At 42.3% G+C, this 22,249-nt stretch carries 17 protein-coding genes; all 17 read left to right on the top strand.

What is annotated here, in order from left to right:
* Positions 1–445: 445 nt before the first annotated feature.
* The 17 genes from rpoB (at position 446) to QM818_RS07820 (ending at position 22,127) form a co-directional block, all read left to right on the top strand.
* Positions 446–4,051 (top strand): DNA-directed RNA polymerase subunit beta, encoded by a 3,606-nt coding sequence (gene rpoB / locus QM818_RS07900; RefSeq protein WP_414300134.1) that lies wholly within the window; start codon positions 446–448, stop codon positions 4,049–4,051.
* A 38-nt stretch (positions 4,052–4,089) separates the two neighbouring features.
* A complete protein-coding gene (rpoC, locus tag QM818_RS07895) occupies positions 4,090–7,767 on the top strand; it encodes a DNA-directed RNA polymerase subunit beta' (RefSeq protein ID WP_000228741.1) in 3,678 nt (1,225 codons plus the stop codon).
* 108 nt (positions 7,768–7,875) lie between these two features.
* Positions 7,876–8,298: a nucleoside-diphosphate kinase gene (gene ndk / locus QM818_RS07890; RefSeq protein WP_414300133.1), complete on the top strand. Its 423-nt coding sequence runs from the start codon at positions 7,876–7,878 to the stop codon at positions 8,296–8,298.
* A 130-nt stretch (positions 8,299–8,428) separates the two neighbouring features.
* The gene (locus QM818_RS07885) at positions 8,429–9,061 is read left to right on the top strand and encodes a competence protein (RefSeq protein ID WP_414300132.1); all 633 of its coding nucleotides are present in this window, start codon (positions 8,429–8,431) and stop codon (positions 9,059–9,061) included.
* A gap of 95 nt (positions 9,062–9,156) precedes the next feature.
* Complete coding sequence (gene tsaE, locus QM818_RS07880) at positions 9,157–9,600, top strand: tRNA (adenosine(37)-N6)-threonylcarbamoyltransferase complex ATPase subunit type 1 TsaE (RefSeq protein ID WP_261445967.1); 444 nt, start codon at positions 9,157–9,159, stop codon at positions 9,598–9,600.
* On the top strand, positions 9,590–10,108 hold the full coding sequence (locus tag QM818_RS07875) for a GNAT family N-acetyltransferase (RefSeq protein ID WP_414300131.1): 519 nt from the start codon (positions 9,590–9,592) through the stop codon (positions 10,106–10,108). Before tsaE ends, QM818_RS07875 begins: the two co-directional genes overlap by 11 nt.
* Positions 10,109–10,115: 7 nt before the next feature.
* On the top strand, positions 10,116–11,168 hold the full coding sequence (gene lytR / locus QM818_RS07870; RefSeq protein WP_261445959.1) for a glycopolymer--peptidoglycan transferase LytR: 1,053 nt from the start codon (positions 10,116–10,118) through the stop codon (positions 11,166–11,168).
* Positions 11,169–11,256: 88 nt separating this feature from the next.
* Positions 11,257–12,513, top strand: a complete 1,257-nt coding sequence (locus QM818_RS07865) for a competence/damage-inducible protein A (RefSeq protein ID WP_261080556.1) — start codon at positions 11,257–11,259, stop codon at positions 12,511–12,513.
* A gap of 54 nt (positions 12,514–12,567) precedes the next feature.
* Positions 12,568–13,734, top strand: coding sequence for a recombinase RecA (gene recA / locus QM818_RS07860; RefSeq protein ID WP_261027190.1), 1,167 nt, complete (start codon positions 12,568–12,570; stop codon positions 13,732–13,734).
* Positions 13,735–13,848: 114 nt separating this feature from the next.
* Complete coding sequence (locus QM818_RS07855; RefSeq protein ID WP_261080557.1) at positions 13,849–15,219, top strand: MATE family efflux transporter; 1,371 nt, start codon at positions 13,849–13,851, stop codon at positions 15,217–15,219.
* A 96-nt stretch (positions 15,220–15,315) separates the two neighbouring features.
* The gene (locus QM818_RS07850) at positions 15,316–16,032 is read left to right on the top strand and encodes a YebC/PmpR family DNA-binding transcriptional regulator (protein ID WP_049524687.1); all 717 of its coding nucleotides are present in this window, start codon (positions 15,316–15,318) and stop codon (positions 16,030–16,032) included.
* Between the two features lie 177 nt (positions 16,033–16,209).
* Positions 16,210–16,680 carry a MarR family winged helix-turn-helix transcriptional regulator gene (locus QM818_RS07845; protein WP_261080558.1) on the top strand — a complete coding sequence of 157 codons (471 nt, stop codon included), beginning with the start codon at positions 16,210–16,212 and terminating at the stop codon, positions 16,678–16,680.
* Positions 16,655–18,424 carry an ABC transporter ATP-binding protein gene (locus QM818_RS07840; RefSeq protein WP_049550554.1) on the top strand — a complete coding sequence of 590 codons (1,770 nt, stop codon included), beginning with the start codon at positions 16,655–16,657 and terminating at the stop codon, positions 18,422–18,424. The genes QM818_RS07845 and QM818_RS07840 overlap by 26 nt, the downstream gene beginning before the upstream one ends.
* Positions 18,414–20,174: an ABC transporter ATP-binding protein gene (locus QM818_RS07835; protein ID WP_414300130.1), complete on the top strand. Its 1,761-nt coding sequence runs from the start codon at positions 18,414–18,416 to the stop codon at positions 20,172–20,174. Before QM818_RS07840 ends, QM818_RS07835 begins: the two co-directional genes overlap by 11 nt.
* Positions 20,175–20,384: 210 nt before the next feature.
* Positions 20,385–20,888, top strand: a complete 504-nt coding sequence (locus QM818_RS07830; RefSeq protein WP_192852026.1) for a phosphatase PAP2 family protein — start codon at positions 20,385–20,387, stop codon at positions 20,886–20,888.
* 113 nt (positions 20,889–21,001) lie between these two features.
* Entirely contained in the window at positions 21,002–21,448 is a 447-nt protein-coding gene (locus QM818_RS07825; RefSeq protein ID WP_000776604.1) for a LytTR family DNA-binding domain-containing protein, read from the top strand.
* Positions 21,449–21,452: 4 nt separating this feature from the next.
* Positions 21,453–22,127, top strand: coding sequence for a LiaF transmembrane domain-containing protein (locus QM818_RS07820; RefSeq protein WP_414300129.1), 675 nt, complete (start codon positions 21,453–21,455; stop codon positions 22,125–22,127).
* Positions 22,128–22,249: the final 122 nt, after the last annotated feature.

Below are 22,249 nucleotides of genomic sequence, written 5' to 3'. Positions count from 1 at the left end.
TTTATGTTTTGTCATAGTAGACCTCATTTCTAACTCAAACGTCTCACACTTAATTCCACCATAAAAATCCGTTTTAGACTAATTTCCACTTTGGTTGGGCAAGTGGAAGTTACTTTGAGAAATTAGCTAGGAAAAGATTTTGTCAAAAATTCGTCAATCCCCTTGAAAAATCTAGCTAAATAGGGTATAATATGAATAATCATTTGTCGTAGGTTTTGTCTGAAATATTGTCCAGACAAGGCTCACAGCAGTTAAATCTTCTGAAAAAGTCAGATTTAGCTGCTCTTTTTGTGCTTTTTTTCAGGATTTTGAGTACTTGTAACAAAGACTTAAAGATTCTGAAAATTTATCAAGAGGACACGGTGATAAGGGTTTTTAAAACCATATGACGATTAGAAAAGCCTGATCGACAGGGCTTGGAACTTATTTACAAAGGAGAATCATCTTGGCAGGACATGACGTTCAATACGGGAAACATCGTACCCGTCGTAGTTTTTCAAGAATCAAAGAAGTTCTTGACTTACCAAATTTGATTGAAATTCAAACTGACTCATTCAAAGATTTCCTAGACCATGGTCTTAAGGAAGTGTTTGAAGATGTATTGCCAATTTCAAACTTCACAGACACGATGGAGTTGGAATTTGTTGGATATGAAATCAAGGAACCAAAATACACGCTAGAAGAAGCTCGTATCCACGATGCTAGCTACTCAGCACCAATTTTTGTAACCTTCCGCTTGATCAATAAAGAAACAGGCGAAATCAAAACTCAAGAAGTTTTCTTTGGTGATTTCCCAATCATGACAGAAATGGGTACTTTCATCATCAATGGTGGTGAACGTATCATCGTATCTCAGTTGGTCCGCTCACCAGGTGTTTACTTTAACGATAAAGTTGATAAAAACGGTAAAGTGGGCTACGGTTCAACTGTTATCCCTAACCGTGGAGCTTGGTTGGAACTTGAAAGTGACTCAAAAGATATCGCCTACACTCGTATCGACCGTACTCGTAAGATTCCATTTACAACCTTGGTTCGTGCTCTTGGTTTCTCAGGTGATGATGAAATTTTTGATATCTTTGGTGATAGCGAATTGGTTCGCAACACTGTTGAAAAAGATATTCACAAGAATCCAATGGACTCTCGTACCGACGAAGCTTTGAAAGAAATTTACGAACGTCTTCGTCCAGGTGAGCCTAAGACTGCTGAAAGCTCACGTAGCTTGCTTGTGGCACGCTTCTTTGACCCACGTCGCTATGATTTAGCAGCAGTCGGTCGTTACAAAATCAATAAAAAACTCAATGTTAAAACACGCTTGCTTAACCAAACTATTGCAGAGCCATTGGTAGATCCTGAAACTGGAGAAATCTTGGTAGAAGCTGGTACAATCATGACTCGTAGCGTGATTGAAAGTATTGAAAGCCATTTGGATGGTGATTTGAACAAGATTGTCTACATTCCAAATGATGCAGCTGTTGTGACTGAGCCAGTTGTTCTTCAAAAATTCAAGGTCGTTGCTCCAACTGATCCAGACCGTGTTGTAACGATCATCGGTAATGCTAATCCAGATGACAAGGTTCGTATCGTCACTCCTGCAGATATTCTTGCCGAGATGAGCTACTTCCTCAACTTGGCTGAAGGACTTGGTCGTGTAGATGATATCGACCACCTTGGAAACCGTCGTATCCGTGCGGTTGGTGAATTGCTTGCTAACCAAGTACGCCTTGGACTTTCTCGTATGGAACGTAATGTCCGTGAACGTATGTCTGTTCAGGACAACGAAGTCTTGACACCACAACAAATTATTAATATCCGTCCTGTAACAGCTGCGGTTAAAGAATTCTTTGGTTCATCACAGTTGTCACAGTTCATGGACCAACACAACCCGCTTTCTGAGTTGTCTCACAAACGCCGTTTGTCAGCCTTAGGACCTGGTGGTTTGACACGTGACCGCGCTGGATATGAAGTCCGTGACGTGCACTACACTCACTATGGACGTATGTGTCCAATCGAGACACCTGAAGGACCTAACATCGGTTTGATCAATAACTTGTCATCTTACGGACACTTGAACAAATATGGTTTTGTTCAAACACCATACCGTAAAGTTGACCGTGAAACAGGCGTTGTTACGAACGAAATCGTTTGGTTGACAGCTGATGAAGAAGATGAATATACTGTAGCACAGGCTAATTCTCGTCTGAATGAAGATGGAACCTTTGCTGAGAAAGTTGTCATGGGACGTCACCAAGGGGTTAACCAAGAGTATCCAGCGAATGTTGTTGACTACATGGACGTATCACCAAAACAGGTAGTTGCCGTTGCGACAGCATGTATTCCTTTCTTGGAAAACGATGACTCCAACCGTGCCCTCATGGGAGCCAACATGCAACGTCAGGCTGTGCCATTGATCAATCCTCAAGCACCTTATGTTGGTACTGGTATGGAATACCAAGCAGCTCACGATTCTGGAGCGGCTGTGATTGCTCAGTATGATGGTAAAGTTACTTATGCAGATGCAGACAAGGTAGAAGTTCGTCGTGAAGATGGTTCATTGGATGTTTACCACATCCAAAAATTCCGTCGTTCAAACTCAGGTACTGCCTACAACCAACGTACTCTTGTAAAAGTTGGCGATATCGTTGAAAAAGGTGATTTCATTGCTGACGGGCCTTCTATGGAAAATGGAGAAATGGCGCTTGGACAAAACCCAATCGTTGCCTACATGACTTGGGAAGGTTACAACTTCGAGGATGCTGTTATCATGAGCGAACGCTTGGTGAAAGACGATGTCTACACATCTGTTCACCTTGAAGAATACGAATCAGAAACACGCGATACAAAGCTTGGGCCTGAAGAAATCACTCGCGAAATTCCAAACGTTGGTGAAGATGCCCTTAAAGACCTTGACGAAATGGGTATTATCCGTATCGGTGCTGAGGTTAAAGAAGGTGATATCCTTGTAGGTAAAGTAACACCTAAGGGTGAGAAAGACCTTTCAGCTGAAGAACGTCTCTTGCACGCTATCTTCGGAGATAAATCTCGTGAAGTGCGTGATACTTCTCTTCGTGTACCACACGGTGCCGATGGTGTCGTTCGTGATGTTAAGATCTTTACACGTGCAAATGGAGATGAGTTGCAATCAGGTGTCAACATGCTGGTTCGCGTCTACATCGCTCAAAAACGTAAGATCAAGGTCGGAGATAAGATGGCCGGACGTCACGGAAATAAAGGGGTTGTCTCTCGTATCGTTCCTGTAGAAGACATGCCTTACCTTCCAGACGGAACTCCAGTCGACATCATGTTGAACCCACTTGGGGTGCCATCACGTATGAATATCGGTCAGGTTATGGAGCTCCACCTTGGTATGGCAGCCCGTACCCTTGGTATTCACATCGCAACACCAGTCTTTGACGGAGCAAGTTCTGAAGACCTTTGGTCAACTGTTAAAGAAGCTGGTATGGATAGCGATGCCAAAACGATCCTTTACGATGGACGTACTGGGGAACCGTTTGATAACCGTGTTTCTGTCGGAGTCATGTATATGATTAAACTCCACCACATGGTTGACGATAAATTGCACGCGCGTTCAGTCGGACCATACTCAACCGTTACTCAACAGCCACTTGGTGGTAAAGCTCAGTTTGGTGGACAACGTTTCGGTGAGATGGAGGTTTGGGCTCTTGAAGCCTACGGTGCATCAAATGTCCTTCAAGAAATCTTGACTTACAAGTCTGACGATATCAACGGACGTTTGAAAGCTTATGAAGCTATTACAAAAGGAAAACCAATTCCAAAACCAGGTGTTCCAGAATCCTTCCGAGTTCTTGTCAAAGAATTGCAATCTCTTGGTCTTGACATGCGTGTCCTAGACGAAGATGACCAAGAAGTGGAACTTCGCGACTTGGATGAAGGAATGGACGAAGATGTCATCCACGTAGATGACCTTGAAAAAGCCCGCGAAAAAGCAGCCCAAGAGGCTAAAGCAGCCTTTGAAGCTGAAGAAGCTGAAAAAGCAACAAAAGCGGAAGCAACAGAAGAAGCTGCTGAGTAAGAAAAAGCAGTTCACTTAGAATAGAAAGGGAAGAAATAGTGGTTGATGTAAATCGTTTTAAAAGTATGCAAATCACCCTAGCTTCTCCAAGCAAAGTCCGTTCATGGTCTTATGGAGAAGTCAAAAAACCTGAAACAATCAATTACCGTACCTTGAAACCAGAACGTGAAGGTCTCTTTGATGAAGTTATCTTTGGACCTACAAAAGACTGGGAATGTGCTTGTGGTAAGTACAAACGCATTCGTTACAGAGGGATTGTTTGTGACCGCTGTGGGGTTGAAGTAACGCGTACGAAAGTTCGTCGTGAGCGTATGGGACACATTGAGTTGAAAGCTCCTGTATCTCACATCTGGTACTTCAAGGGGATTCCAAGCCGTATGGGCTTGACCCTTGATATGAGCCCTCGTGCCCTCGAGGAAGTTATCTACTTTGCGGCTTATGTGGTGATTGATCCTAAGGATACACCACTTGAGCACAAGTCTATCATGACAGAGCGCGAATACCGTGAGCGCTTGCGTGAGTATGGTTATGGATCATTCGTTGCCAAGATGGGTGCAGAAGCTATCCAAGACCTCTTGAAACAAGTAGATCTTGAAAAAGAAATTGCTGAACTCAAAGAAGAGTTGAAAACAGCTACTGGACAAAAACGTGTCAAAGCCATCCGTCGTTTGGATGTTTTGGATGCCTTTTACAAGTCTGGAAACAAACCTGAATGGATGATTCTTAACATCCTTCCGGTTATTCCACCAGATCTTCGTCCAATGTTGCAGTTGGATGGTGGCCGTTTTGCCTCATCTGACTTGAATGACCTTTACCGTCGTGTTATCAACCGTAACAACCGTTTGGCTCGTTTGCTTGAGTTGAATGCACCTGGTATCATCGTTCAAAATGAGAAGCGTATGCTTCAAGAAGCGGTTGACGCTTTGATTGACAATGGTCGTCGTGGTCGTCCAATCACAGGACCAGGTAGCCGTCCACTGAAATCATTGAGCCACATGCTTAAAGGGAAACAAGGACGCTTCCGTCAAAACTTGCTCGGTAAACGTGTTGACTTCTCAGGACGTTCCGTTATCGCCGTTGGTCCAACTCTTAAGATGTACCAATGTGGTGTGCCACGTGAAATGGCGATCGAGCTCTTTAAACCATTTGTCATGCGTGAAATCGTTGCCCGTGATATCGTGCAAAACGTTAAAGCAGCTAAACGCTTGGTGGAACGCGGAGATGAGCGTATCTGGGATATCCTTGAAGAAGTAATCAAAGAACACCCAGTACTTTTGAACCGCGCACCGACCCTTCACCGTTTGGGTATCCAAGCCTTTGAGCCAGTCTTGATTGATGGTAAGGCCCTTCGCTTGCACCCACTTGTCTGTGAAGCCTACAATGCCGACTTTGACGGGGACCAAATGGCCATCCACGTACCGCTTTCAGAAGAAGCCCAAGCAGAAGCTCGTATCTTGATGCTCGCTGCTGAGCATATCTTGAACCCGAAAGATGGTAAACCAGTTGTTACTCCATCTCAGGACATGGTTTTGGGTAACTACTACTTGACTATGGAAGAAGCTGGTCGTGAAGGTGAAGGAATGGTCTTCAAAGACCGTGACGAAGCGGTTATGGCTTACCGCAATGGTTATGTTCACCTCCACTCGCGTGTTGGTATCGCAACAGATAGTCTCAACAAACCATGGACAGAAGAGCAAAAACACAAGGTCTTGCTTACAACAGTTGGTAAAATCCTTTTCAACGACATCATGCCAGAGGGTCTACCATACTTGCAAGAACCAAACAATGCCAACTTGACAGAAGGCGTTCCAGCTAAATACTTCTTGCCACTTGGTGGAGATATCAAGGAAGCAATCAGCAAACTTGAACTCAACCCTCCATTCAAGAAGAAAAATCTTGGAAATATCATCGCTGAAATCTTCAAACGTTTCCGTACGACAGAAACTTCTGCTCTACTTGACCGTATGAAGAACCTCGGTTACCACCACTCAACTCTTGCAGGATTGACAGTGGGTATTGCCGATATCCCAGTCGTTGACGACAAGGCTGAAATCATTGAAGAATCACACAAACGTGTAGAACAAATCACCAAACAATTCCGTCGTGGTATGATTACAGACGACGAGCGTTACAATGCTGTTACAGCTGAATGGCGTGCTGCCCGTGAAAAACTTGAGAAACGCTTGATTGCCAACCAAGATCCTAAGAATCCAATCGTTATGATGATGGACTCTGGAGCCCGTGGTAATATCTCAAACTTCTCACAGCTTGCCGGTATGCGTGGTCTGATGGCTGCTCCGAATGGACGTATCATGGAATTGCCAATCCTTTCAAACTTCCGCGAAGGTTTGTCAGTACTCGAAATGTTCTTCTCAACTCACGGTGCGCGTAAAGGTATGACCGATACGGCCCTTAAGACAGCCGACTCAGGTTACTTGACTCGTCGTTTGGTTGACGTTGCCCAAGATGTTATCATCCGTGAGGACGACTGTGGAACTGACCGTGGTCTCTTGATCCGTTCTATCGCAGAAGGAAAAGAGATGATCGAGTCTCTGGAAGAACGTCTCAACGGTCGTTACACTAAGAAAACTGTTAAACATCCAGAAACTGGTGCAGTGATTATCGGTCCAAATGAGTTGATTACAGAAGACAAGGCGCGTGAAATTGTTAATGCTGGTGTGGAAGAAGTGACTATCCGCTCTGTATTTACATGTAACACTCGTCATGGTGTCTGCCGTCACTGTTATGGTATCAACTTGGCGACTGGTGATGCGGTTGAAGTTGGTGAAGCAGTTGGTACAATCGCTGCCCAATCTATCGGGGAACCTGGTACACAGCTTACAATGCGTACCTTCCACACGGGTGGGGTTGCCTCAAATACCGATATCACTCAGGGTCTTCCTCGTGTCCAAGAAATCTTTGAAGCCCGCAATCCTAAAGGGGAAGCGGTTATCACAGAGGTTAAAGGACAAGTTACAGCTATCGAAGAAGATGCATCAACTCGTACTAAGAAAGTCTTTGTTAAGGGTGAAACTGGCGAAGGGGAATATGTCGTTCCATTTACAGCTCGTATGCGTGTTGAAGTTGGTGACCAAGTAGCGCGTGGTGCTGCTCTTACAGAAGGTTCTATCCAACCAAAACGTCTCCTTGCAGTCCGTGATGTCTTGTCAGTTGAAACGTACCTTCTCGGCGAAGTACAAAAAGTTTACCGTAGCCAAGGGGTAGAAATCGGTGACAAACACATCGAGGTAATGGTTCGTCAAATGATCCGTAAAGTTCGTGTCATGGATCCAGGTGACACAGATCTTCTCATGGGTACCCTCATGGATATCAATGACTTTACAGATGCCAACAAAGATGTTCTTATCGCAGGTGGAGTTCCAGCGACTGGTCGACCAGTCCTCATGGGAATTACCAAAGCCTCACTTGAAACCAACAGTTTCTTGTCAGCGGCTTCCTTCCAGGAAACAACTCGTGTCCTTACAGATGCAGCTATCCGCGGTAAGAAAGACCATCTCCTTGGACTCAAGGAAAATGTTATCATCGGTAAGATCATCCCAGCAGGTACTGGTATGGCCCGTTACCGTAACCTTGAACCACATGCTGTCAACGAAGAAGAATATCTTAATCCTCCAGTAGAGGAAGAAGGAAATGAAGAAACAACAGAAGTAGTTGTGGATACTGCCGTTGAAACTGTGGAAGAAACAGTAGAATAAAAGAGAATGAGAGAACCTTCGGGTTCTCTTTCTCTTTTCTGAAAACTTTCTCCATTTTTCCATGAAATATGGTAAAATAAAAGAAAGAAGCTGACAAAGGAGACGGGTATGGAACAAACATTTTTTATCATTAAACCAGACGGTGTAAAAAGAGGACTAGTGGGTGAAGTGTTGAAACGCATCGAACAACGTGGATTTACAATCGAAAAATTGGAGTTGCGTACACAGGTTTCAGAAAGGTTAATTGATCAGCACTATCATGATTTGGTTGGTCAAAGTTTTTACCCACCGATTCGTGAATTTATGACTTCAGGACCGGTTCTTGTAGGTATCATTTCTGGTCCCAAAGTAATTGAAACTTGGCGAACTATGATGGGGGCAACTCGTCCAGAAGAAGCTTTACCAGGAACGATTCGAGGTGATTTTGCAAAAGCTGCTAGTGAAAACCAAGCTATTCAAAATGTTGTACATGGTTCAGATTCAGAAGAGTCAGCTAAGCGAGAAATTGCTCTTTGGTTTGACGGAAAGTAGTAAAAGTTTGATGTAAGGGTTACTTGCATCAAACTTTTTTGCATTTTAGAGTAGAAAACTGACAGTTGAGAAATATTCTAGCAATGGGGAGGATTTCTAGCCTATAATAAGAGCAAGTAAGGGAGGAAGAATGATGGAAAAAATGAAAAAGCAAATTCGTATTTTGTTATTGCTGACAGTTTTTGGCCTTAGTAGCTGTTCTTGTTTAAGTTTATCGACTTGGGCCTTGATGTTAAATCAAAACTGCTTCTATTATTTAGTTGGCATGTTGCTCCTTGCCAGTATTGGGGCAGGGATAAACTACTATAGTGGACAGCAAAATCAATCTTATTCAGTTTTTAAGGAAGATAAGCGACAATTCTTGTATAGTCTGTTGCTCTTAGTAAACATTTTGGGTTTAGCTTTAATTGTCATAGAACATATCCTTGCAGGAAATACATCCGTAGAAGGGTTTGTGGAAGCCTTTCTACCGAGTTTCTTTTTCTTATTTGGTATTGATTTGTTGGTTTTTCTACTAATTCAGAAGTATGTAAATGGATTGAAAAAGATTTTGGGAAAGAAGGAAATCTGTTTTATTAGTGGACTAGCTATTCTAATCTTTCTCAGAAATCCTTGGATGGTATTGTCCATGACCTTTTATATTGCCTTGGGAATGCTATTTCTAGGACTGTTGGTGCCAAAAGTCATTCGCTGGGAAGTTTCATTTTACAGTCATTTGATGAGAGATATCTTGTTAGTCGTTTTTTTGCTGTTTCTATTTTAAATATAAAAGAAGTGAAGGTCCAAGTTTTACAATTTATAATATGGAATTCATAGATAATATCTCGACAAAGGACAACTTTTTGGTATAATAGAAACATGTACACTAAAAACGAAGAAGAGTTACAGTCTTTAGGTGAACGTTTGGGCTGTTTATTAGAAAAGAATGATGTCTTAATTCTAACTGGAGAACTTGGAGCAGGCAAAACGACCTTTACAAAAGGTCTTGCTAAAGGGTTACAGATTACTCAGATGATTAAGAGTCCAACCTATACTATTGTGAGAGAGTATGAAGGTCGTCTTCCTCTTTATCATTTAGATGTTTATCGTATTGAGGGGGACGCTGATTCTATCGATTTAGATGAGTTTCTCTTTGGTGGCGGCGTGACTGTCATCGAGTGGGGACATCTTTTAGGTGATGCCTTACCAGATACCTATTTAGAATTGGAAATTCTAAAAGAAGAAGACGGTCGCAGACTACATTTCCAAGCAAAGGGTTTGCGTGCAGAAAAACTCTTAGAGGAGCTTCAACATGGAGTATGAATTGCTCATTAGAGAAGCAGAACCTGGTGATGCTGTTGAGTTAGTATCATTTTTAAATCGTGTCAGTGTAGAAACAGATTTTACCAGTCTGGACAGTAATGGCATTTTGATGACAGATACTGATATGGAGTTGTTTTTGGATAAACAGGCACACTCTGAAAATCAAATCACTTTACTGGCCTTGCTGAATGATGAAATTGCTGGTCTTGTGAATATCACAGCTGATCAACGCAAGAGAGTTCGTCATATTGGAGATTTCTTCATTGTGATTGGTAAGAAGTATTGGAATAATGGACTGGGAAGTTTGTTACTTGAAGAAGTCGTAGAATGGGCACAGACTAGTGGCATTCTTCGTCGACTTCAACTCACTGTCCAAACTCGTAATCAGGCTGCAGTTCATTTATATCAAAAGCATGGCTTTGTAATTGAAGGTAGACAAGAGCGCGGTGCATACATAGAAGAAGGGGAATTTATAGATGTTTACCTGATGGGTAGACTAATAGATTAATAGAAATATGGTTAAAAAAATTATTGGAATGGTGCTAGCTTTTCTAGCCGTGACAGTTTTGGGTGTGGGTGTTTTTGCTTATACTATTTATCAGCAAGGTACAGAAACCTTATCACGGACCTATAAAAAAATTGGGGAAGAAACCAATGTTATTGAGGCGACTGAACCCTTAACGATTCTTTTGATGGGGGTTGATACTGGAAACGTGGAACGAACGGACCCTTGGGAGGGGAATAGTGACTCTATGATTCTCTTAACGGTTAATCCGCATACGAAAAAAACCATGATGTTGAGTTTGGAACGTGATATCCTGACGAAAATTCAACATAAAGATGGTAGTATTGAAGAAGCGAAGTTAAACGCTGCCTATGCTGGTGGTGGTGCAGAGTTGGCTATTTCAACTATTCAGAAGATGATGAATATTCATATTGATCGCTATATTATGGTCAATATGCACGGATTGCAACAATTAGTTGATGCAGTTGGTGGAATTACCGTTAATAACACTCTAGGATTCCCGATTTCTATTAGTGACCAAGAGGAATTTAATACCATTTCTATTGGTGTTGGGCAACAAACTCTAAATGGAGATGAAGCTCTTGTTTATTCTCGCATGCGCTACCAGGACCCAGAAGGGGACTACGGACGTCAGAAGCGTCAGCGTGAAGTCATTCAAAAGGTTGTTGAAAAAGTTCTTAGCTTGAATAGTGTTAGTCACTATCAATCTATCTTAAAAGCCCTAAGTACCAATATGCAGACTAATATTGATCTATCTGCGAAAAGTATTCCGAACTTGTTGGGTTATAAAGATTCATTTAAAACCATTGAATCACAACAGTTGAAGGGTGAGGGAGAGATGTTGCAAGGTATTTCTTACCAGATTGTTTCTAGAGAGCATATGTTGGAAATGCAGAATATATTGCGACGTTCTTTGGGACAAGAAGAAGTCACTCAGCTTGAAACAAATGTTGTCTTATTTGAAGATTTGTTTGGACGGGTGCCTGTTGATAATGGGGATAATCAACAACAAGGCGTCTTTGTAACAAATGAAGTAGAATAGTTTGTTTTTTGATACAAATAAAAAATCAATCGTGGGAAATTTCCTGCGATTTTTTCAAAAAAATACGAATAGATAGGTAGGAGGAAACATGAAAGCAGAAATCATTGCTGTCGGAACAGAAATTTTAACAGGACAGATTGTTAATACCAATGCTCAATTTTTATCAGAAAAACTAGCAGAAATTGGAGTAGACGTATATTTTCAGACGGCTGTAGGAGACAATGAAGCTCGTCTCTTGTCTTTGCTTGAGATTGCCAGTCAACGTAGCAGTTTGGTGATTTTGACAGGTGGTTTGGGACCGACAGAGGACGATTTAACCAAACAAACTCTAGCTAAATTCTTAGGGAAAGAATTAGTCTTCGATCCTCAGGCGCAGGCGAAGTTGGACGTCTTTTTTGCCCAGAGACCAGACTATGCTCGAACACCGAATAATGAAAGACAAGCTCAACTTGTAGAAGGAGCGACTCCACTGCCCAACGAAACAGGACTGGCGGTTGGAGGAATCTTAGAAGTAGAAGGAGTGACCTATGTCGTCCTTCCAGGTCCGCCAAGTGAATTAAAACCTATGGTCTTAAACCAACTTCTACCCAAGTTGATGACAGGGAGCAAGCTATATTCCCGAATTCTTCGTTTCTTTGGAATTGGCGAAAGTCAGTTGGTGACCATTTTGGCTGATTTGATTGCTAATCAGACAGATCCGACCTTAGCACCTTATGCCAAGACAGGAGAAGTCACTCTGCGTCTGTCAACAAAAGCTAGTGATCAAGAAGAGGCGAATCAAGCGCTGGATATCTTGGAAAATCAAATCTTGGACCGCCAGACTTTCGAAGGAATTTCTTTACGAGACCTCTGTTATGGTTATGGAGAGGAGGCTAGCTTGGCCAGCATTGTGGTAGAAGAACTGAAAAAACAAGGGAAAACTATCACGGCTGCAGAGAGTTTGACTGCAGGGCTTTTCCAAGCTACTGTGGTGGATTTTTCAGGAGCTTCAAGTATATTTAAGGGTGGTTTCGTGACCTATAGCCTGGAGGAAAAATCAAAGATGTTGGATATTCCTGTCAAGGACTTGGAAGAACAGGGTGTGGTGTCTGAATTTACAGCTCAGAAGATGGCTGAGCAGGCACGAATCAAGACTCAGTCTGATTTTGGCCTTGGTTTGACTGGAGTGGCAGGACCAGATAGCCTAGAAGGACATCCAGCTGGGACAGTCTTTATAGGCTTGGCTCAAGAGCAAGGAACTGAAGTCATCAAGGTCAATATTGGAGGTAGAAGTCGAGCAGATGTACGTCACATTGCGGTTATGCATGCCTTTAACCTAGTTCGCAAGGCTTTATTAAGTGACTAACTTTTGATATAATAGTAGATAGGTCTGAGGACCATTAGAATGTAGGAGAATAGAATGGCGAAAAAACCAAAAAAATTAGATGAAATTTCAAAAAAATTCGGGGCTGAACGTGAAAAAGCCTTGAATGACGCTCTTAAACTGATTGAGAAAGACTTTGGTAAGGGTTCAATCATGCGTTTGGGTGAACGTGCGGAGCAAAAGGTGCAAGTGATGAGTTCAGGTTCTTTGGCTCTTGACATTGCCCTTGGTTCAGGTGGTTATCCTAAGGGACGTATCATCGAAATTTATGGACCAGAATCATCTGGTAAGACAACAGTTGCCCTTCATGCAGTTGCCCAAGCGCAAAAAGAAGGTGGTATTGCTGCCTTTATCGATGCGGAACATGCCCTCGATCCAGCTTATGCTGCGGCTCTTGGTGTTAACATTGACGAATTGCTCTTGTCTCAACCAGACTCAGGAGAGCAAGGTCTTGAGATTGCAGGAAAATTGATTGACTCAGGTGCAGTTGACCTTGTCGTGGTCGACTCAGTTGCTGCCCTTGTACCTCGTGCGGAAATTGATGGAGATATCGGAGATAGCCACGTTGGTTTGCAGGCTCGTATGATGAGCCAGGCCATGCGTAAACTTGGTGCTTCTATCAATAAAACAAAAACTATTGCCATCTTTATCAACCAATTGCGTGAAAAAGTTGGGGTGATGTTTGGAAATCCAGAAACAACTCCTGGTGGACGTGCTTTGAAATTCTATGCTTCAGTACGTTTGGATGTTCGTGGAAGCACACAAATCAAGGGAACTGGTGACCAAAAAGATACTAATGTCGGTAAAGAAACTAAAATCAAGGTCGTGAAAAACAAGGTAGCTCCACCATTTAAGGAAGCCTTCGTTGAAATCATGTACGGAGAAGGGATTTCTAAGACTGGTGAGCTTTTGAAGATTGCAAGTGATTTGGACATCATCAAAAAAGCAGGAGCTTGGTACTCTTACAAGGATGAGAAAATCGGGCAAGGTTCTGAAAATGCTAAGAAATACTTGGCAGATAACCCAGAAGTCTTTGATGAGATTGACCATCAAGTCCGTGTTCAATTTGGTTTGGTTGATGGAGAAGAAGCTTCTGTAGAAGGTGTTGAAACTAAAAAAGATGAAGCAGTTCAAGCAGATTCTGTGAATGAAGAAGTAACTCTTGACCTAGGCGATGAGCTTGAAATCGAAATTGAAGAATAAGCTGTCAAAGTAGTGGAGAAATCCACTGCTTTTTCGATTCTTTATTCAAGATTTCAGATTGCCTATAGTTTGCTGTTTCTTGTCGCTCCTCTAGAAAGCTGATATAATAGCCTTATGAATAAAAAACGAACAGTGGACCTGATACATGGTCCGATTCTTCCCTCGCTCTTAAGCTTCGCCTTCCCAATCTTGCTATCAAATATTTTTCAACAGCTCTATAATACTGCTGATGTCTTGATTGTTGGGCGTTTTCTTGGTCAAGAATCCTTGGCTGCAGTAGGAGCGACGACAGCAATTTTTGACCTGATTGTAGGTTTTACTCTTGGTGTTGGCAATGGCATGGGAATTGTCATTGCCCGCTATTATGGGGCTCGGAATTTTACTAAAATAAAGGAAGCAGTAGCAGCTACCTGGATTTTAGGTGCTCTTTTGAGTGTTGTAGTGATGCTGCTGGGCTTTCTTGGCTTGTATCCACTCTTGCAATACCTAGATACCCCTGCAGAAATCCTTCCCCAGTCCTATCAATATATTTCTATGATTGTGACCTGTGTCGGTGTCAGCTTCGCTTATAATCTTTTTGCAGGCTTGTTGCGGTCTATTGGAGACAGTCTGGCTGCGCTTGGTTTTCTGATTTTCTCTGCTCTGGTTAATGTGGTTCTGGATCTCTATTTTATTACGCAATTGCACCTGGGAGTTCAATCCGCGGGACTTGCTACCATCATTTCGCAGGGTTTATCAGCGGTTCTCTGTTTTTACTATATTCGTAAGAGTGTTCCAGAACTTCTACCTCAGCTGAAACATTTTAAATGGGACAAGGCCTTATACGCCGATCTCTTGGAGCAAGGTTTGGCTATGGGCTTGATGAGTTCAATTGTGTCCATTGGTAGTGTGATTTTACAGTCTTCTGTTAATACCTTTGGAGCCGTGATTATTAGTGCTCAAACAGCAGCTCGACGCATTATGGCCTTCGCCCTTCTTCCCATGACCGCTATTTCCGCTTCGATGACGACCTTTGCTTCGCAGAATTTAGGTGCTAAGAGCCCAGACCGCATTGTCCAAGGTCTTAGAATCGGCAGTCGTTTAAGTATATCCTGGGCAGTTTTTGTTTGTATCTTCCTCTTTTTTGCCAGTCCAGCCTTGGTTTCCTTCTTAGCTAGTTCGACGGATAGCTACTTGGTAGGAAATGGCAGTCTCTATCTGCAAATCAGCTCAGCTTTTTATCCTATTTTGAGTCTCTTGTTAATTTATCGCAATTGTTTGCAGGGCTTGGGGCAAAAGATCCTTCCTCTAGTTTCTAGCTTTATTGAACTAATCGGAAAAATCGCTTTTGTGGTCTTGATTATCCCTTGGGCAGGCTATAGAGGAGTTATTCTTTGCGAACCCCTAATCTGGGTTGCCATGACAGTTCAACTGTACTTTTCGCTTTTCCGTCACCCCTTGATAAAAGAAGGTAAGGTCATCTTGGCAACCAAAGTGCTATCCTAGTTGGATTTGCTGAATAAAATCTATTTCCTCTAGTGAAAATCGAAAAAACTTGTGTTATAATAAGAAAGATTAAAATGTGAAAAAAGGAGATTCCTAATGGGACGTAAATGGGCCAATATCGTAGCCAAGAAAACGGCTAAAGATGGAGCTAACTCTAAAGTATATGCAAAATTTGGTGTAGAAATCTATGTAGCAGCTAAAAAAGGTGATCCAGACCCAGAATCGAACACTGCTTTGAAATTCGTTATCGACCGTGCTAAACAAGCCCAAGTGCCAAAACACGTTATCGATAAAGCGATTGATAAAGCAAAAGGAAACACAGATGAAACCTTTACAGAAGGACGTTACGAAGGTTTTGGACCAAATGGTTCTATGTTGATCGTGGATACTTTGACTTCAAATGTCAACCGTACAGCGGCTAATGTCCGTGCAGCCTTTGGTAAAAACGGCGGAAACATGGGTGCTTCTGGTTCAGTTTCTTACCTCTTTGACAACAAGGGAGTTATCGTATTTGCAGGTGAAGATGCCGATGCAGTCTTTGAGCAATTGCTAGAAGCAGATGTGGATGTGGATGATGTAGAAGCGGAAGAAGGTACAATCACAGTTTACACAGCGCCAACTGACCTTCACAAGGCTATCGTTGCCCTTCGTGAGTCAGGTGTCGAAGAATTCCAAGTTACTGAATTGGAAATGATTCCTCAGTCAGAAGTGGAATTGTCAGGCGATGACCTTGAAACCTTTGAAAAACTTTACAGCGTTCTTGAAGACGACGAAGACGTACAAAAGATCTACACAAACGTAGATGGATTCTAATTTAACCTAGAGAATATGATCCTAAGTGAAAAAATCACTTGGGATTTTTTGAATCAAGAAAATAGTTCTCTAGGAAACTTTTTTCTTGACATCTTTTCTGAAAATGGTAAAATAGTTCTCATGGAAACTTATTTAGTTCCTAGGAGAACTAAATGTGATGGTTAGAAAGGAGTTAGTATGGATAAACCGATGTTAGTCTTTAAGCGTTTTGGTCATCAGATTCATCTGATGGTGCAAAAGGAAGCCAAGCGTTGTGGCATTGAATTTATGGGTGGACCACAAGGTCAGGTTGTACGTTTTTTGGATAGCCGTGAGGAAAACCAAAACTTGGTCTTGATTAAAGATATTGAGCAGGAACTCAATATTTCCAAGTCTGTGGCGAGTAACTTGGTCAAGCGTATGGTGCAAAATGGTTTGGTGGAATTGGAGGCGAGTCCTGTCGATAAGCGGGCCAAGTTTGTTCGTTTGACGGACAAATCGCGTTCTCAGATGCAAGAAGTTAAGGCCTTCTTTGAACGCATTGACAACCAGTTGATGGAAGGCATTGATGAAGATGAATTACTGATTTTTGAGAAAGTCCTTGCTCAACTACAGGAAAATATCAAGGGAATAGGAGGAGAGAATGAAGAAATTAGCCAAACGAATTAGTAGAAAAGAATGGGGGATGATTTTACTAGCCATTCTCTTTACCTGCTTTTCAGTCTACCTAGAGTTGGAAGTTCCGACCTATATCTCGAAAATTACGGATTTGCTGGGAAGTCAAGGAACCAACTTGGATGAGTTATGGCAACCAGCAGGTATGATGGTCGGAATGTCTTTTTTTGCCTTCTTATCCGCAGTCGCAGTTGGATTTTTTGCATCCCGAGTGGCGGCTTCTTATACTAGTAGGCTGAGAAGTGATATTTTTAACCGAGTTTTGGATTACTCGCAGACAGAGATTAAGAGATTCTCTATTCCCAGTCTTTTAACTCGTACTACCAATGACATTACTCAAGTTCAGATGTTGATTACCATGGGCTTGCAAGTAGTTACGCGTGGTCCGATTATGGCTATCTGGGCTATCGGGAAGATTTTAGGTCATTCAGAATACTGGCTCTGGGCCGTACTTGTGGCAGTGATTGTCAACGTTCTGATGACGACTGTTTTGATGACGCTAGCCTTTCCAAAACAGTCCTTGATTCAGGGGCTGACTGATAAACTGAACAGTATCACTCGTGAGAGTTTAACAGGTATTCGTGTCGTTCGCGCCTACAATGCTGAAGAATACCAAAATGAAAAATTTGCAGCAGCAAATGATGAATTGACACGCTTGAATTTGTTTGTCAACCGTCTTATGGCTATTTTGAACCCTATCATGATGGGGATTTCAAGTGGTTTGAGTGTGGCGATTTACTGGATTGGGGCCTATGTGATTAACGATGCTGCTGCGACAGCACGTCTGCCTCTCTTTAGTGACATGGTTGTTTTCATGTCTTATGCCATGCAGGTTGTTATGGGATTCCTTCTCATGGGAGCGCTCTTCATCGTTCTTCCCCGAACTATGGTCTCTGCCAAGCGGATTAATCAGGTTCTAGATTTGCATTCTTCTATCCGAAATCCTGCTCAAGTGCAGTTGGCTGATGAAAATCTCAAAGGTCAGGTCGAATTTAAGGATGTGACCTTCCGCTATGCTGCAAATTCGGAGGCAGTTATCGAGAATGTTAGCTTTAGAGCAGAAGCTGGCCAAACAGTGGCCTTTATCGGCTCAACTGGTTCTGGTAAATCAACTCTGGTCAATCTAATTCCACGTTTCTACGATGTATCAGCAGGAGAAATTCTAGTGGACGGAGTTAATGTTCAAGATTACGGTTTGGAAGATTTGCGCAACAAGGTTGGGTATATTCCACAAAAAGCTGTACTCTTTTCAGGTGATGTCAAGGGCAATCTAGACTTTGGACACAGTCAAGAAACACCGCTTAATGAACAAGCTATGTGGCAAGCCTTAGAATTGGCCCAGTCTAAGAACTTTATCGAAGACAAGGAAGCGGGCTTAGAGTCAGAAGTAGCCCAAGGAGGAACCAACTTCTCAGGTGGACAAAGACAGCGTCTGGCTATTGCTCGTGCCTTGGCTCGGAAGCCAGAAATCCTCATCTTTGATGACTCCTTCTCAGCCTTGGATTACAAGACAGACCGTGTCCTACGCCAAGAGCTAGCAGAGAAAACAAAATCTATGACCAAGCTTATCGTCGCACAGCGTATTTCAACGATTATGGATGCAGATTTGATTTTGGTATTGGATCAAGGTAAAGTCGTGGGACAAGGCACCCACAAGGAACTTCTAGCTAATAACGAAGTTTACCAAGAAATTGCCTATTCACAACTATCGAAGGAGGAATTGGAACATGGAAAATAAGAGAATGTCTCTTTGGAAACAGAGTAAACCCTATCTTGCAGGCCTCCAGTTTGCCCTTCTAATCGCCTTTCTAGCAACAATCGTATCCAATATCATTACTGTATATGGTCCAACCCGTATCAAGGAAATGACCAATATTATTGCAAGTGGGCTAGAAACAAGTGTGGATGTCGCTGCGGTTGCAGCCATTGGTAGTTTTTTGGCCGTCATCTATGTGATTGGACTCCTATCAAATTATTTGCAGGCCTTTCTGTTTACAACAGCCATTCAACGTTTTTCAGAGCGTCTGAGAAGAGCGATTGCAGAGAAAATTAATCGTCTTCCATTAGGATATTTTGATGGACATTCTCAAGGAGATACCTTGTCTCGTGTGACTAATGACGTTGACACTGCAGCACAGTCCCTCAATCAAAGTCTGGGGACAGTTCTTTCATCCACTTTATTGGTCGTGGCAGTTTTGGTGACCATGTTTGGGATGAACTGGATTTTAGCCTTAGTGACGGTTGTTTCAACTCTTATCGGTTTTGCTTTCGTGTCCGTTTTTATGGGCAAATCGCAGGGCTTCTTTAAGAGTCAGCAACAGGATTTGGCGGCTGTAAATGGTTATGTGGAGGAAATGTACTCTGGCCATAATGTGGTGACCAGTTACAATGCTATCGAGAGCACCAAAGAAGAATTTGCGACCTTAAACTATCGTCTGTATGACAGTATCTGGAAATCTCAGTTTATTTCAGGGATTATGATGCCGATTATGATGTTTATTGGGAACTTTAGCTATGCCCTAGTGATTATCGTTGGGGCAGCCTTGGCTCTGAATGGGCAGATTAGTATCGGGATTATTGTTGCCTTTATGGCCTACGTTCGTATCTTTTCTCAGCCTCTTTCACAAATTGCCCAAGGGATTACTAGTCTTCAGCAGGCTAGTGCAGCCATGGGACGTGTCTTCGAATTCCTAGCTGAAGAGGAAATGGAGGATGAATCCCATAAAGAAAGACAATTGAGCGATATGAAAGGGCAAGTTGTCTTTGATCGAGTTTCTTTTGGATACACACCAGAGCGAACCATTATCCATGACTTTTCTGCGACAGCTCATGCAGGTCAAAAGGTTGCCATTGTAGGGCCGACCGGAGCTGGGAAGACAACCATTGTCAATCTTTTGATGAAGTTCTATGAGATTGATAAGGGAAGTATCCGTATCGATGGTGTGGATACCAAGGATATGAAGCGTTCGGAAGTACATGATGCCTTTTCAATGGTCTTGCAGGACACCTGGCTCTTTGAAGGTACTATCCGAGACAATCTCATCTATAACCAAGAGGGGATTAGTGATGAGCGCGTGATTGAAGCCAGCAAGGCTGTAGGGATTCACCACTTTATCATGACACTACCAGATGGTTACGATACCGTCTTGGATGATACAGTGACCTTGTCTGTCGGACAAAAACAACTCTTGACTATCGCTCGTGCTTTGCTGAAAGATGCGCCACTCCTAATCCTAGATGAGGCGACTTCTTCTGTTGATACCCGTACAGAGGAATTGATTCAGAAAGCCATGGATCGTTTGATGGAAGGTAGAACTTCCTTTGTCATCGCCCACCGCTTGTCAACCATCCGCAATGCTGACCTGATTCTTGTTATGAAAGATGGCAATATCATCGAGCAAGGAAATCATGAGGAGTTAATGGAGCAAGCTGGCTTCTACGCAGACCTTTACAACAGTCAGTTTACAGAAGGTGAAGCAGAAGAATAAATCGAAAGAAGGCTTGACGGCCTTCTTTTTCTGCACTATACTAGAAGACAAGTGCTTCCCTGCAAGTAATACTCTTCGAAAATCTCTTCAAACCGCGTCAGCTTCCATCTACAACCTCAAAACAGTGTTTTGAGCAGCCTACGGCTAGCTTCCTAGTTTGTTCTTTGATTTTCATTGAGTATAAAATTTGAGTAAGTGATGAGAAAATATATGAAAAATTATCAAGAATGGTATAACCATATCGCTGCTAACATTGAAAATAAACCTTTTTTCCTGAGATTGTTAAGAACTTTCAATCGGTTCATGACGGTAGTTATGCCTATAGTTTATTTAACCTTGTTGGCCACTACCTATTTCCAAGAAGGCTTAGGGAAACCGGTCTTAATCTATGTGTTTGTACCTGCTACAGGTTTTGTGATTTTATCCCTTCTTCGTAAGAAAATCAATGCCCCTAGGCCTTATGAGGAATGGGATATTAAACCTTTGCTTGACAGAGATAGTCCTGGTCAGTCTATGCCCAGTCGTCATGTCTTTTCAGCAACCATTATTTCCATGGCTTGCCTTCATGCTAGTTTATCTCTAGGGATTATCTTGTTAGTCTTGTCAGCCTTCCTCGGTCTAGTGAGAGTTTTAGGGGGAGTGCATTATCCCAAGGATGTAGTGGTTGGTTATACTAGCGGTCTTGCGTGGGGGATGATTTTCTTTCTATTTTGACATGTAAGTTAAGGTAATCCTACAACCACTTACAGGTCTAAAGTAACCACTTGCTTTTTTGCTCTTGTTTTCTTATTTTGGCTTTGATATAGTAGAGTCAGAAAGGAGATGGAATGAAGTTACGAATCGAAATTGACAGCAATTTAGAGGAAACTGAAATTGTCATCAAGGCGGCGGCTTTGACAGATGAGATTGCGGATTTGCAGCGTCTCTTGCAAGAGTCCAAGTCTCCTCGGTTGATTTTTTACAAGGGAACAGGTGAATATTATCTGGACTTGTCGGAAATTCTCTTCTTTGAGACGGAAGGGAACAAGATTTATGCCCATACCCAGAAAGATGCCTACGAAGTTCGGCTTAAACTCTATGAATTAGAGGCTATCCTTCCTCGCTATTTTAGTCGGGTATCCAAGTCAACGATCGCTAATATCCGGCAGGTTTACTCGGTGGACAAGTCCTTTTCAGGAACGGGCACCATTTCCTTTTATCAGACCCACAAGGAGGTTCATGTGTCACGGCATTACCAATCCCTCCTAAAAGAAAATCTAAGAAACATGAGGTAAGAACATGAAAAAGAAAGCATTTGGTATTGTGTTGCTAGTATTGGCAGCTTTAATATTATTACAAGGAAATTTTGGAATCCCTTCATTCGGTGGGCAAATTTGGCCCTTGCTTGGTATTGCATTTTTTGCCTATCAATCAGTTGGAGCTTTGTTGCGTCGTCACTTAACTTCAGCCTCTTTTACAGCTCTAGTAGCCTTAATGATTGCTAACCACTTTTATGGCATTTTACCAATTCCTAATCAGTCATTGTTCTGGGCAAGTATTTTAATCGTAATGGGTGTCAGCGCACTCACTCATTCTAACAGAACTTGGAATGGGAAAAAATGGTGGTATGACGGTGAAAAGACCATTCTGACAGATAAGGAAGTTGCTTTTGGGACTGGGACTTTCTACAAGCAAGAGCAAGAATTGGTAGAAGATCAAGTAGAAGTTGGTTTTGGCAATGCCAAGATATATTATGACAATGCAGAGATTTTAGGAGATACCGCAACTCTGAAAGTGGAAGTTGGTTTTGGCAATGCAGTTATCTATGTTCCCCAACATTGGGGAGTTGATTTAAAGGTAGAAACTTTCTGTGGCGTAGCTAAGGCAGATACTCCTCTAGTCCCAACCAGCAAAACCTTGATTATCCGTGGAGATGTGGCTTTTGGGAAGTTGGGAATTGTCTACGTTAGGTAACTTCTAAAACTAACTTCCAGTTTCCCACACCCTAGCATTTAGTATAAGAAAAACGCGTGAAATCAGTGGAAATCCGTCTTAGACTAACTTCCACTGGTTTTCTTTTTCTTGATATATACAGG

Origin of the sequence: Streptococcus mitis (genome assembly GCF_047464035.1) — a bacterium.
In the GTDB taxonomy this organism is placed as follows: Bacteria; Bacillota; Bacilli; order Lactobacillales; family Streptococcaceae; genus Streptococcus; species Streptococcus mitis_DX.
This window is presented reverse-complemented; position numbering and strand designations above follow the sequence as displayed.

Coding starts and splice junctions, on each gene's coding strand:
- ndk (WP_414300133.1), top strand. CDS start 7,876: ATGGAACAAACATTTTTTATCATTAAACCAGACGGTGTAAAAAGAGGA.
- QM818_RS07855 (WP_261080557.1), top strand. CDS start 13,849: ATGAATAAAAAACGAACAGTGGACCTGATACATGGTCCGATTCTTCCC.
- QM818_RS07835 (WP_414300130.1), top strand. CDS start 18,414: ATGGAAAATAAGAGAATGTCTCTTTGGAAACAGAGTAAACCCTATCTT.
- tsaE (WP_261445967.1), top strand. CDS start 9,157: ATGTACACTAAAAACGAAGAAGAGTTACAGTCTTTAGGTGAACGTTTG.
- QM818_RS07885 (WP_414300132.1), top strand. CDS start 8,429: ATGATGGAAAAAATGAAAAAGCAAATTCGTATTTTGTTATTGCTGACA.
- QM818_RS07830 (WP_192852026.1), top strand. CDS start 20,385: ATGAAAAATTATCAAGAATGGTATAACCATATCGCTGCTAACATTGAA.
- QM818_RS07875 (WP_414300131.1), top strand. CDS start 9,590: ATGGAGTATGAATTGCTCATTAGAGAAGCAGAACCTGGTGATGCTGTT.
- QM818_RS07840 (WP_049550554.1), top strand. CDS start 16,655: ATGAAGAAATTAGCCAAACGAATTAGTAGAAAAGAATGGGGGATGATT.
- QM818_RS07865 (WP_261080556.1), top strand. CDS start 11,257: ATGAAAGCAGAAATCATTGCTGTCGGAACAGAAATTTTAACAGGACAG.
- recA (WP_261027190.1), top strand. CDS start 12,568: ATGGCGAAAAAACCAAAAAAATTAGATGAAATTTCAAAAAAATTCGGG.
- QM818_RS07820 (WP_414300129.1), top strand. CDS start 21,453: ATGAAAAAGAAAGCATTTGGTATTGTGTTGCTAGTATTGGCAGCTTTA.
- lytR (WP_261445959.1), top strand. CDS start 10,116: ATGGTTAAAAAAATTATTGGAATGGTGCTAGCTTTTCTAGCCGTGACA.
- QM818_RS07845 (WP_261080558.1), top strand. CDS start 16,210: ATGGATAAACCGATGTTAGTCTTTAAGCGTTTTGGTCATCAGATTCAT.
- QM818_RS07850 (WP_049524687.1), top strand. CDS start 15,316: ATGGGACGTAAATGGGCCAATATCGTAGCCAAGAAAACGGCTAAAGAT.
- QM818_RS07825 (WP_000776604.1), top strand. CDS start 21,002: ATGAAGTTACGAATCGAAATTGACAGCAATTTAGAGGAAACTGAAATT.